We start from the raw sequence: 10,758 nt of genomic DNA, 5'->3' as shown, positions 1-10,758 counted from the left end.
GGGTGGGGGTGGAAGGAAGGGGGGTTGTGGTTGATGAGGCTTGTGTGGTGGCGCTGGATGGGGGGAGTGGGCGGGTGGTGGGGGTCGGGCAGGAAGCGGTGTGGATGGAGGCGCGGGGGGTTCGGGGGGTGAGGGTGGTGCGGCCCGCTCGGGATGGGGTGGTCGCGGATATCGAGGGGGCCATGGCGTTGGTTCGGGTGGTGCTCGGGTGGGCGCATGGGGGGCGGTGGAAGGCTCGGCCGAAAGTTGCGGTGACCGTGGCGGCGGGTGCTACGGCGGTGCATCGGCAGGCCGTGGAGCGGATCGTGGAGTTGGCGGGGGCTCGGAAAGTGGTGCTGGTGGAGAAGGCGCTGGCGGCTGTGGGGGTCGAGGAGGATCCCGATGGGCCTGCGGCGCGGATGATCGTTGATCTGGGGGCCGGGACTACTGAGATCGCGGTGGTGGCGTTGGGGGCCGTGGTTGAAGGGCGGACGTTGCGGGTGGGTGGGGATGAGCTTGATCGGGCCGTCGCCGCTTGGGCGCGGAAAGAGCATCGGCTGCTGATCAGTGCGGGGCAGGCCGGGGAGGCGAAGATCCGGGCCGGGAAGATCGTCGCGGAGGGGGACGGGGAGGTGCCCGTCGAACTGGCCGGGAAGGACGCCAGGACCGGACGGCCGCAGCTCAGGACCGTCGCCGCCGGGGAGATCACCGAGGCGTACGGACCGGCCGTCGAGCGGATCGTCGACGCCGTCCGCGTGGTCAGGGACGCGTGCCCGCCCGATCTGGCCGTCGACCTGCTGACGCGCGGAGTCACCCTGTCAGGTGGCGGCGCGCAGCTTCCCGGGCTCGCCCAGCGGCTCGAAGAACGGACCGATCTGCCCGTCACGCTGGCCGACGACCCCGGAACCGTGATCGTCAGAGGTGCCGTCCGGCGGCTGCAGCGGCCCTCGCGGCGCGCCGACGAGCAGCGCGCGCGCCTGCGCGCCATGGAGGCCGCGGGCACCGCCGACCGGGGAACCCCCGCACCAGAGGAGGCCCGCTCATGAGCCCGGCACCCGAGGACACCCGGCTCGACCCGGACGACGCCGACCTGTTCCGCTGGTTCCTCGACGAGCAGGAGCGCACCGCGATCCACGGCGACCTGCTCGAACTGGGCGCCGACACCGGCCTGCTCCAGAAGTACGCCCGCGACGACGAGCAGTGCCTGATCGGCGACCGTCCCGACCTCGACCCGGCCGGGCTCCGCGCCACCGGGGCCAAGCACTTCCGGTTCGTCCACCTCTCCTCACGCCGGTCGTACGAGGAGATGACGGCCGACCTCGCCGCGGCCAGAGTGCTCATCCGGACGGGCGGGATCGCCGCGGTCGGCGGGTTCTGCGACCCCCGCCACCCCGCGACGGCCGCCGCGCTCTGGGGCGCCGTCCTGGAGGGCGGGCTCCGGCCGATCTGCGCCGGAACCACCCATCTCTACGGCACCTGGAGCGACCCCGTCCCCTTCCAGAACGCGCTCCTGGAATGGATCGCCGGCGGGACCACCCCGTTCCTCGCCGAATCCCACCCGATCGCGCCCCACCGCCTGATCAAGGTCCTGCGCCGCGCCTAAAGCTGCCGGACCAGATCGGCCTGCGGCCCCCGATCGGACTGGGTGATCTCGAATTCGACGCGCTGGCCCTGTTCGAGGGTGCGGTAGCCGTCCATCTGGATGGAGCTGTGGTGGACGAAAACGTCGCGGCCCCCGTCGACGGCGATGAAGCCGTACCCCTTGTCCGCGTTGAACCATTTGACGGTGCCCTGCGCCATGCCTGAAACCCTGCCTGGAGCCGCGGCCCCCCTGGACCGCGGAACGGAAAGATGGCAGGGAACATACCTGGACGTAATTGGATGAATCATTAATTCGGCCGGGTTAGGCCAGGGGTGGAAAAGCAGAAGAGACCCGCCATTTTACAGGCGAGCCTCTTCTGTAAAGAAGTGTGTCGTCAGCCGCCCGCGACCGCGGGAATGATCGATACCTGGACGTTCTCCGGCGTCGGCGTGGCCAGGCCCTCGACGAACCGGACGTCCTCGTCGCCGACGTAGACGTTGACGAAACGCCGCAGCTTGCCGGTGTCGTCCAGGACGCGCGGGGCGATCCCCGGGAACTGCGCCTCAAGGTCGTTGATGACGTCGAGAAGGGTCGCGCCGTCGGCCTTGACCTCGGACTCGCCGCCCGTGTAAGTGCGCAGGATCGTGGGGATGCGGACGGAAACGCTCATTTCACTCAGACCAATCCGGTAGCGCGGAACGCCGCGAGGGTGGGCGCGATGTTGGCGGACGGCTTGGCCACCGGGGCGACCGCGTCCAGGGTCTTCAGGCCTTCGCCCGAGTTGATGATCACGGTTTCGAGGGACGGGTCGAGCTGCCCCGTCGCCAGGAGCTTGCGCAGCACCGCGACGGTCACGCCGCCCGCGGTCTCGGCGAAGATCCCCTCGGTCTTGGCGAGGAGCTGGATCCCCTCGACGACCTCGGCGTCCGTGACGTCCTCGATCGCGCCGTTGGTGCGGCGGACCGCGTCCAGGACGTAGGGGCCGTCGGCCGGGTTGCCGATGGCGAGCGACTTGGCGATCGTGTTCGGCTTGACCGGGCGGACCACGTCGTGGCCGGCCTTGAACGCCGCCGACACCGGCGAGCAGCCCTCGGCCTGCGCGCCGAACACGCGGTAGGGGGTGTCCGCGACGAGCCCGAGCTTGATCAGCTCCTGGAACGCCTTGTCGATCTTCGTGAGCTGGGAACCCGACGCGATCGGGATGACGATCTGCTCCGGCAGCCGCCAGCCGAGCTGCTCGGCGATCTCGTAGCCCAGGGTCTTGGAGCCCTCGGCGTAGTACGGCCGGACGTTGACGTTGACGAACGCCCAGTCCTCCTGCTCGCCCGCCAGCTCGGACGCCAGCCGGTTCACGTCGTCGTAGTTGCCGTCGACGGTCACGAACGTGCCGTCGTACACGGCCGTGGTGATGATCTTCTGCTGTTCGAGGTCGGACGGCACGAACACCGCGCTGCGGATCCCGGCGCGGGCCGCGGCGGCGGCCACGGCGTTGGCCAGGTTGCCGGTGGACGGACAGGCCAGCACCTTGAAGCCGAGTTCGCGGGCGGCGGCCAGTGCCACGCCGACCACGCGGTCCTTGAAGGAGTGGGTGGGGTTGCCCGAGTCGTCCTTCACCCAGAGCTTCTCCAGGCCGAGCGCGGAGGCGAGCTGGTCGGCGCGGACGAGCCGGGTGAAACCGGGCTCCATGTTGGGGATGTCGGCGACGTTCGGCGGGACCGGCAGCAGGTCCTTGTAGCGCCAGATGTTGTGGGGCCCCGCTTCGATCGACTCCCGCGTCACTTCCTGGTTGGCGTAGGAGACTTCGAGCGGGCCGAAACACTGCTCACACGCGTAGAAAGGACCGAGTTCAACGGAGTGTCCGCATTCGCGGCAGACGAGCGCGGTGGCGTTACCCAGGTTCGCGGGCATGGTTGCGAGGCCTCTCCCTCATCTTTCCTGCGCACCACTGTGGTCGCAGGCCGGAGTTGGCACCTGTCCCGATCGGGCCTCGCAGGATCGCTGGCTGATCGGGAGGGTTGCCGGGGCTTCGCAGGGCCGGTCCCTCCACCCCTCTGGATGAGCGGCCACCCGCCTGAACGGGAGGCCTTATGAAGTTGTGTGCGGCTCGCCGGAACGGGCCACGCCTGACTTTACCTCAGTCGTCCCTTTCCGAGCGCGGGGCGTCTCACTGTTCGGACGATCACCCGGCCCAGGGACCGCTGACGACGTTGGAACGTACCCGAATGTGTTCTTGATCACGCCACGCCCTGGGTAGCGGGGCCCACTGCCCTGCCGGGCCGCGGGCACGTGCGACACTGCGTCACATGCAGGTACTCGTCGCCAGCAATCGCGGACCCGTCTCCTTCTCGCAGGCCGACGACGGCACTCTGGCCATGCGCAGAGGCGGCGGCGGGCTGGTGTCGGGGCTCGCCTCGGTCGCCGCCGACACCGAGCTGATCTGGGTGTGCGCCGCGCTGTCGGACGCCGACCGGCTGGCCGCAGGACAGGACCCGAACGGACGGCTCGACACCGCAGGACACGAGACCGGCGCCGTCCGGATGCTGGACATCCCGCAGGCGACCTTCGACCGGGCCTACAACTCGGTCGCCAACTCGACGCTCTGGTTCGTCCACCACCTGCTCTACAACACGCCGACCGCGCCGCACTTCGACGGCAAGGCGCGCCGCGACTGGCAGTCCTACGAGGCCTACAACGCGGCGTTCGCCGACGCGCTCGCCCAGGACGCCGAGCCGGGCGCGAAGGTCGTCGTGCAGGACTACCACCTGACGCTCGTCCCGGGGATGCTCCGGGAACGCCGCCCCGATCTGAAGATCGCGCATTTCTCGCACACGCCGTGGGCGCCGCCGGAGTACTACCGGCTGCTGCCCGACCGGATCGGCGTCCAGATCCTGGAAGGCATCCTGGGCGCGGACCACGCCGGGTTCCTGTGCGACCGGTGGGCGGAGGCGTTCCTCGACTGCTGCGAGGAGGTCCTCGGGGCGAAGGTCGACCGGATCGACCGGCGCGTCACCCATCAGGGGCGGGTCACCGAGATCGGGGTGCACGCGCTGGGCGTGGACGCCGGGGCGCTGCGGGAGCGGGCCGCGCTGGACGACGTCGCGGACCGCAAGGCGCAGTTGCGTGAGCAGGTCGGCGACCGGCAGATGATCGTCCGGATCGACAGGACCGAGCTGTCGAAGAACATCGTGCGGGGGCTGGCCGCCTACTGGGAGCTGCTGCTCACGCACCCCGAATGGCACGGACGGGTCGTGCACGTCGCGTTCGCCTACCCGAGCCGGACCGATCTGGCCGAGTACCGCGCCTACACCGAGGCCGTCGAACGGATCGCCGCGGAGATCAACGACGAGTTCGGGACGGACGACTGGCAGCCGCTGATCCTGGCCGTCAAGGACGACTACGCCCGCTCCCTGGCCGCCTACGCGCTCGCCGACGTCCTGGTCGTCAACCCGATCCGCGACGGCATGAACCTGGTCGCCAAGGAGGGCCCGATCCTGTCGGAGAACGGCTGCGCCCTGGTGCTGTCCCGTGAGGCGGGCGCCGCCGCGGAGCTCCACGACGACGCCCTCATGATCAACCCTTATGACGTCTCGCAGACGGCGCGCGCCTACAACCAGGCGCTGCTGATGTCGGCCGACGACCGCCGCGAGCGCACCGCGGGGCTGGTCGCCGCCGCCACCGCGCTGCCCCCGCAGCAGTGGTTCGCCGACCAGCTCGCCGCCCTCGACTAGTAGCTCGACTAGGAGTAGGAGTCGCCGAGGGTCGCGCGGACCTGCTTGCGGGCCTCGTGGATCCGCGACTTGACGGTGCCGAGCGGCAGGTTGAGCTGCGCGGCGATCTCGCTGTACTCGAGCTGGGACACGTCGCGCAGGACGAGCGCCTGGATGAGGTCGGGCTTCTTGGCCTCGAGCTCCTCCATCGCGTCGAGGATGTCGACGCGGGAACCGGCGATCACCGAGGTGCGGCGCGGGTCGGGACGCTGCGAGGGCAGCTCGCCGGCCTGCTCGACCGAGCGGCGCTTCAGCGAGCGGTAGGTCGAGCGGGCCGAGTTGGCGACGACGACGTGCAGCCAGGTCGAGAACCGGGAGCGGCCCTCGAACCGGTGGATGTTCCTGGCGACCTGGAGGAGCGCGTCCTGGCAGGCCTCCTCGGCGTCCTGCCGGCAGGGCAGGAACCGGCCCGCGTGCCGCAGGACGTCGTTCTGGATCAGGCTGAGCAGCTCGTTGAGTGCGCTCTGGTCGCCCTTGGCGGCTTTCACCGCCAGCTCTTCAGTTCGTTCGTTGAACGCCATGCCGCCCTCTTGCTCGTGAAGTCCCAGGGGCCTCGATGGCTCCGCGGGACGTTACGGGGAGCTGACCTCGCAAGATCCGACTCCCCATCTTGACCGCTCATTGGGCATGATATCGGGGTGTCCATGCCATCGGCTGTCGGCCGTTACCGAATTGATCGTGTCCTCGGGCAGGGGGCTTTCGCCTCCGTCTGGCTGGGCCTCGATGACGAGCTGAACGACAAGGTCGCCATCAAGGTCCTGTCCGGGAGCCTGCTGGACGACCTGGACGTGCGCAACAGGTTCCTGGAGGAGGCGCGCATTCTGCGCAGGGCCGACTCCGAGCGCCTGGTCAGGGTGCACGAGTTCGGTGAGCTGCCGGACGGGCGTCCGTACTTCGTGATGTCCCACGCGGACCGCGGCTCGCTCGCGGACCGGATGTCGGGCCGTCCACTTCCGGTCAGCGAGGCCCTGGCGCTGATCGAGGAGATCTCGCGCGGCGTCGAGGTGATCAACGAGCTGGGCGTGATCCATCGCGATCTCAAACCGTCGAACATCCTGTTCCGCACCACGAAGGACGGCGGCGGGGAGCGGCTGCTGATCGCGGACCTCGGGCTGGCGAAGGCGCTGGCGCACGCGTCGGGCGCGTTCACGCTGCCCGTGGGGACGCCCGGTTACATGTCGCCCGAGCAGGCGCGGTTCGGGGGCGGTCTCGACGTCCGGGCGGACGTGTACGGGGTGGGGGCGCTCTCCTACCACCTGCTGACGGGACGGCCGCCGGGCCCCGCGCCGGTGCGGATCAAGCCGTCCGAGGTGAATCCGGAGGTCACGCCCGCGATCGAGGCGGTGATCCTGAAGTCGCTGGAGTACAGCCGCGACAACCGGTTCGACACGGCCGCCGAGTACGCCGACGCCGTCGCGGCGCTGCGTCGCGGGGAGAGCCCGGTGCAGCCCGCTCCCCCGCCCGTCCCGACGGCGGAGCCGACCGTGCTGGACCGGCTGCCGGCCGGATATGAGCCGTATGCCGCGGCGGCCCGTCCGGGGGGTCAGGACGAGATCCCGACCGGCCGCTACGAGGCCGCTCCCGACGACGACAGGACCGCGGCGATCAACCTGCCGCAGCGTCAGGCCGACGCGACCTTCCTCGATCCGCGCGCGCTGCTGAACAACCAGCCGCCGCCCGTCCCGCAGCCGCAGGGCTACCAGCCGCCGCCCCCGCCCGGCGGTTTCGACGCCCAGTACCGCACCCCGGTCGCGCCGGCCGAGCCGAAGCCCGCCAACCGGCTGCTGATCCCGGCCGTGATCGCGGCGGGGATCCTGGTGATCGGCGCGGTGGCGGTGGTGCTGGTCAAGCTGGCTGGCGGCGGCGCGGAGCCGTCGAAGCCGCCCGTCGCCGAGGGCACCCAGCTCGTCGACGCGTCCGGGAAGATCAATGTCTCGGTGCCGAAGGAGTGGCAGCAGGACGCGGCGGGCCAGACCTGGTCGCCGGCCGCCAACGGCGTCACGGGCGACGCGGGGACGGCCCGACCGGCGCTGCGCGCCTCGACCGATCCGGCCAAGTTCCGCGATCCCGACCAGGTCAACAGCGGTGTGTTCATCGGGGTGACCACGGCGGAGGCGCCCGTCCCCGCGACCAACGGCGATCACACGCGGGCCGGGAACGGCGGCTGTACGAAGGGGACGTCCCGGGAGAAGACGGTCGGCACGCTGACGTTCACGATCACCCCGTGGACGGAGTGCAAGTCGGGCGTCCCGACGATCCAGGAGATCTCCGCGATCGACTCCTCGGGCGCCCGCGCCTGGATCCGCGTCAAGCAGGCCGCCGACACCCCGGACGTCACCGACCAGATCCTCGACTCCGTCAAGATCAGCGCCCCTTAGAAGCCGCGCCCACGCGCCGCACCGTCCGGTGCGGCGCGCCTTCGTCATGCCCATCGACGGCCGCTCACTTGTCATCGACATGTTTCCGATATATCGTTGAAGCATCGGCAACGGTCGATGACACATCGAAGAAGGAGAAACATCATGCATCGCCATCACGAACACCATGACCATCACGGCGGGCCTCGGGAGTTCCCCGGCAGGGGACGCGGCAGGCGCGGGGACTTCGGGCCGTTCGCGGGGCCGCCCTTCGGGCCTCCGTTCGGACGGGGCGGGCCCTACCCGGGGCGCGGCGGCGGCCGGCGGATGCGCCGGGGGAACGTCCGCGCGGCGATCCTCGCGCTGCTGGCCGAGCGGCCCATGCACGGCTACGAGATGATCGGCGAGCTCGACTCGCGCACCAGCGGGATCTGGCGGCCCAGCCCCGGCTCGGTCTACCCGACCCTCCAGCTCCTGGAGGACGAGGGCAACGTCACCAGCCTCGAACAGGGCGGCAAGCGGCTGTTCACGATCACCGATCAGGGACGTGCGGAGGCCGCGGGCAACCCCGAGCCGTGGCGCGAGGTCGCCGACGAGGCGGGCGAGTCCGTCCCGCACGCCCGCGAGGCGGTCGGCCAGCTCGCCATGGCGCTCAAGCAGGTGCTCGGCGCGGGCACCGCGGACCAGCAGGCACGCGCACTGAAGATCGTCGACGATGCCCGCAAGAAGCTCTACGGCATCCTCGCCGAGGACTGATCGCGGTGATACCGATCGCAGCGATCAGGAGAACGGCAGGATGACCGGCCGTGCGACGAACCGCGGCTGGGAGACGAAGACCCCCAGATCGCCCTGGCCGAGCTCGGCCTGGACCGGATCGACCGTCGCGATCCGCAGCACGTACGAGGCCCGGGGCGGCATCTTCAGGGTGCCGTCCCGCAGCTCCGGCGCAGCCGAGCCGGCCAGCCGCTCGGCGACGACGGTCACGGTCGGCAGCGAGCACATCGTGGCCGTCGCGTCGGCGCATTTCGCGGCCACCGGTGCGGGCAGCAGGCCCCTGCGCAGCAGCAGCTCACCCGGCATCTCCAGCGTGACGGTCTTCCGCGAGAGATTGTCGAGCTCGTAATCGGCGAACGCCCGGCCGCCGTCCATGCCGCCGCGCAGCGCCCTGATCCGGTAGTCGCCACGCAGGTCGACCGAGGAGTCGGCCGCCGCGACGGGCGTGATCGTCGAACCTCCGGTGTCCCCGAACTTCACGACCGCGGCCCCCACCATCAGCGGGATCACCACGGACGCCGCCACCAGCAGCGGCCGCAGCGGCGCCGACTGCACCCCGGTCAGCCCGAGGTAGGGCTGGATCGGATCGGCGGCCGGCGGGGTGGGGCGCGGCGTCTTCATCACCGACTGCGCGGGCCACGAGCGGGCCGACGGCGCCGTCGTGCCGGTCAGCTCCAGCAGCACCTGCTGGGCCGACGGCCGCTGCCGCGCCTCCTTGGCCAGGCAGTCCAGGGCCAGCTCGCGGAGCTGCCCGTCCATCTCCCCCAGATCGGGACGTGCCGTGACGATCCGCTCGACCACCTCGGAGATCGCGCCGTCGCCGAACGGCGACCTGCCCGTCGCCGCGTAGACCATCAGGCAGCCCCACGCCCACATGTCGACGGCCGAACCGACCTCGCCGCCCGACACCTGCTCGGGCGCCCGAAACGACGGCCCGCCGAGCGAACCCCGCACCCCGCCGCCGTCGAGCGCCGAACCGTACCCGAAGTCGATGACGCGCGGCCCGCCCGCGTCCAGCAGCACGTTCCCGGGACGCAGATCCCGGTGGATCACCCCGGCACGGTGCAGCGCCCACAGCGCGCCCGCCACGCCGATCGCCAACCGGTGCAGCGGCGGGCCGTTCCGCGGCCCCGCCGACTCCACGACGTGCTGCAGCGACACCCCGTTCACGAACTCCGACGCGATGTACGGCGCGCCCCGCTCCATGCCCGCCCCGAGCACCCGTGCGACGGCCGGATCCTCGACGCGCTGCGCCGTCGCCAGTTCGTGGGCGAACCGGGCGCGCAGCCGGTGGTTGCCGCCGAACCTGGCGTGCAGCAGTTTGACCGCGACGACGTCGCCGTCCCGGTCGGCCAGGTAGACGACGCCCTGCGGGCCCCTGCCGAGCCTGCCGATCAGGTGGTAGGGCCCGACGGCCGAGGGGTCGTCCCGCCGCAGTGCGTCCATGCCGTGAATCTTGGCCCCGTGACGCTCGTGATACACGGGTTCGGCTGGCCGGGAGTGGTCAGGGGAGCGCAACGAGCCGGGCCTTGCGGTCCGTGAAGAAGCGCACCTGCCACACGTAGAGCTTGAAGTCCCTGGTCGGGCTGGCATCGGAGGAGACGGGCTCGTCGCCCGTCACCCGGAGCAGATAGGAGGCGCCGCCGGGGAAGTACTCTTCGCCGCTGTCGATCGTGGGCGGCGCGGAGCCGTCCAGGTAGGCGACGACCCGGGTGGTGTTCTTGACGCTGCAGTACGCGCCGTCCGCGCCGGGCTGGGTCATGCAGTTCTCGTCGGACTGCTTGTCGCGGCGGACGAACAGGTCGCCGGGCTGTTCGAGCGTCTCGGGCTGGGCGGACCCGTTGGTAAGGATGTACTCCATGTAGGGGTACTTCTTCCCGTCCTTCTCCTCGATGCCCGCTTTGACCGCGGCGATCGTGTACTGCTCCAGCTCGGTGTTCTCGAGGGCGAGCGGGGGTCCTGCCTGCGGGGCGGACGCCGCCTGCGCGGTGCCGGTGTTGACGATCGCCTTCTTGCCGCCGTCCTTGGCCTGGTCGCGGGTGTCGTCGCTCTGCGGCCAGAGCAGGAACGCGGCGAGACCGACCGTCGTGAGCAGCGCGACGGCGCCGATCAGCAGGCCGTTGCGGGTGGTGTTCCTGCGGCGGCGCGCGCGCTGCATGGCGCGCAGCTCCAGCCGGGAGACGGCCGGGTGGCCTCCGTAGGAGCCGGACGCCGTCGGGGCCTCGACCGGGGGGGCGGGGACGGGCGCGCCGTAGGGGATCCGGGTGTCGGTCTGTCCCGCGGCGATCGTGGTCTCGTC

General features: G+C 70.9%; 11 protein-coding genes and 1 riboswitch. Of the genes, 5 read left to right on the top strand and 6 right to left on the bottom strand.

The window, feature by feature from the left end:
• The first annotated feature begins 2 nt into the window (after positions 1–2).
• Complete coding sequence (locus tag ACYVE7_RS20310) at positions 3–1,025, top strand: rod shape-determining protein (protein WP_460366538.1); 1,023 nt, start codon at positions 3–5, stop codon at positions 1,023–1,025.
• Positions 1,022–1,582 carry a hypothetical protein gene (locus ACYVE7_RS20305; RefSeq protein ID WP_460366537.1) on the top strand — a complete coding sequence of 187 codons (561 nt, stop codon included), beginning with the start codon at positions 1,022–1,024 and terminating at the stop codon, positions 1,580–1,582. Before ACYVE7_RS20310 ends, ACYVE7_RS20305 begins: the two co-directional genes overlap by 4 nt.
• On the opposite strand, the gene ACYVE7_RS20300 is transcribed toward ACYVE7_RS20305, so the two are convergent.
• The 3 genes from ACYVE7_RS20300 to thrC all read right to left on the bottom strand — a co-directional run bounded on the left by ACYVE7_RS20300 (position 1,579) and on the right by thrC (position 3,469).
• Positions 1,579–1,779: a cold-shock protein gene (locus ACYVE7_RS20300; protein ID WP_460366536.1), complete on the bottom strand. Its 201-nt coding sequence runs from the start codon at positions 1,777–1,779 to the stop codon at positions 1,579–1,581. The two genes, ACYVE7_RS20305 and ACYVE7_RS20300, sit on opposite strands and share 4 nt — an antisense overlap.
• 176 nt (positions 1,780–1,955) lie before the next feature.
• The gene (locus ACYVE7_RS20295; RefSeq protein WP_460366535.1) at positions 1,956–2,231 is read right to left on the bottom strand and encodes a MoaD/ThiS family protein; all 276 of its coding nucleotides are present in this window, start codon (positions 2,229–2,231) and stop codon (positions 1,956–1,958) included.
• Between the two features lie 5 nt (positions 2,232–2,236).
• A complete protein-coding gene (gene thrC, locus ACYVE7_RS20290; protein WP_460366534.1) occupies positions 2,237–3,469 on the bottom strand; it encodes a threonine synthase in 1,233 nt (410 codons plus the stop codon).
• Positions 3,470–3,484: 15 nt separating this feature from the next.
• A riboswitch (SAM riboswitch) is annotated at positions 3,485–3,623 on the bottom strand.
• 241 nt (positions 3,624–3,864) lie between these two features.
• Between thrC and ACYVE7_RS20285 the strand changes: the two genes are divergently transcribed.
• Positions 3,865–5,289: an alpha,alpha-trehalose-phosphate synthase (UDP-forming) gene (locus tag ACYVE7_RS20285; RefSeq protein WP_460366533.1), complete on the top strand. Its 1,425-nt coding sequence runs from the start codon at positions 3,865–3,867 to the stop codon at positions 5,287–5,289.
• 8 nt (positions 5,290–5,297) lie between these two features.
• Here ACYVE7_RS20285 and ACYVE7_RS20280 read toward each other — a convergent pair whose 3' ends face one another.
• The gene (locus tag ACYVE7_RS20280) at positions 5,298–5,849 is read right to left on the bottom strand and encodes an RNA polymerase sigma factor (RefSeq protein ID WP_460366532.1); all 552 of its coding nucleotides are present in this window, start codon (positions 5,847–5,849) and stop codon (positions 5,298–5,300) included.
• Positions 5,850–5,972: 123 nt separating this feature from the next.
• Here ACYVE7_RS20280 and ACYVE7_RS20275 point away from each other — a divergent pair, with 123 nt between their 5' ends.
• Both ACYVE7_RS20275 and ACYVE7_RS20270 read left to right on the top strand, forming a co-directional pair.
• A complete protein-coding gene (locus tag ACYVE7_RS20275; protein WP_460366531.1) occupies positions 5,973–7,706 on the top strand; it encodes a serine/threonine-protein kinase in 1,734 nt (577 codons plus the stop codon).
• A gap of 144 nt (positions 7,707–7,850) precedes the next feature.
• A complete protein-coding gene (locus ACYVE7_RS20270; RefSeq protein WP_460366530.1) occupies positions 7,851–8,441 on the top strand; it encodes a PadR family transcriptional regulator in 591 nt (196 codons plus the stop codon).
• Between the two features lie 24 nt (positions 8,442–8,465).
• On the opposite strand, the gene ACYVE7_RS20265 is transcribed toward ACYVE7_RS20270, so the two are convergent.
• The gene (locus ACYVE7_RS20265; protein WP_460366529.1) at positions 8,466–9,905 is read right to left on the bottom strand and encodes a serine/threonine protein kinase; all 1,440 of its coding nucleotides are present in this window, start codon (positions 9,903–9,905) and stop codon (positions 8,466–8,468) included.
• 58 nt (positions 9,906–9,963) lie between these two features.
• Positions 9,964–10,758, bottom strand: a 795-nt coding sequence (locus ACYVE7_RS20260; protein WP_460366528.1) for a hypothetical protein, incomplete at its 5' end; no start/stop codon positions are given.

This window comes from Actinocorallia lasiicapitis (genome assembly GCF_054778695.1).
Note: the sequence above shows the minus strand (reverse complement) of the source record. Positions and strands in the feature narration are given on the sequence as shown.